The sequence below is a fragment of the Myxococcus sp. AM011 genome (assembly GCF_013372595.1).
GTDB classification, from domain to species: domain Bacteria; phylum Myxococcota; class Myxococcia; order Myxococcales; family Myxococcaceae; genus Myxococcus; species Myxococcus eversor.
Genome location: NZ_JABXEM010000657.1, coordinates 1 through 423, shown reverse-complemented (window position 1 = coordinate 423; position 423 = coordinate 1). Strand labels below are relative to the sequence as shown.

Genomic DNA, 423 nt, shown 5'->3' with positions numbered 1-423 from the left:
GTTTAACGCATACGCTCATTCATCCCCAAGTCAATCGGGCAAAAGCCGAGCATGAGCAAAAAGATGCCAATGTTGCGCTGCATCTCGTGGAAAAGACAAAAGACGGGATCGTCGTCGACGGCATTCGGCTCTTGGCGACACAAGCCGCCATTACCGACGAAATTATTGTTTTTCCGTCAACCGTTAAAAAAGCAGGCGAAAAAGATGATCCTTATTCGCTAGCTTTTGCCATTCCAAATCATACTCCGGGATTAAAGTTTTTTTGCCGCGAATCATTTGATTACGGGAAATCGCGCTACGACCATCCGCTCGCTTCGCAATTTGAGGAAGGTGATGCGATTGTCAGTTTTGAAAACGTCTTCGTGCCGTGGGAACGCGTTTTTATTCTGGAAAATTCCGACGTGTGCAACAGAGCTTTCCGGG

At 47.3% G+C, this 423-nt stretch carries 1 protein-coding gene; it reads left to right on the top strand.

Going from position 1 to position 423, the window contains the following annotated elements; all coding sequences use genetic code 11:
• Positions 1 to 423: 4-hydroxyphenylacetate 3-hydroxylase N-terminal domain-containing protein (locus HUW62_RS47885; protein ID WP_303626928.1), on the top strand; the 423-nt coding region annotated here is incomplete at both ends.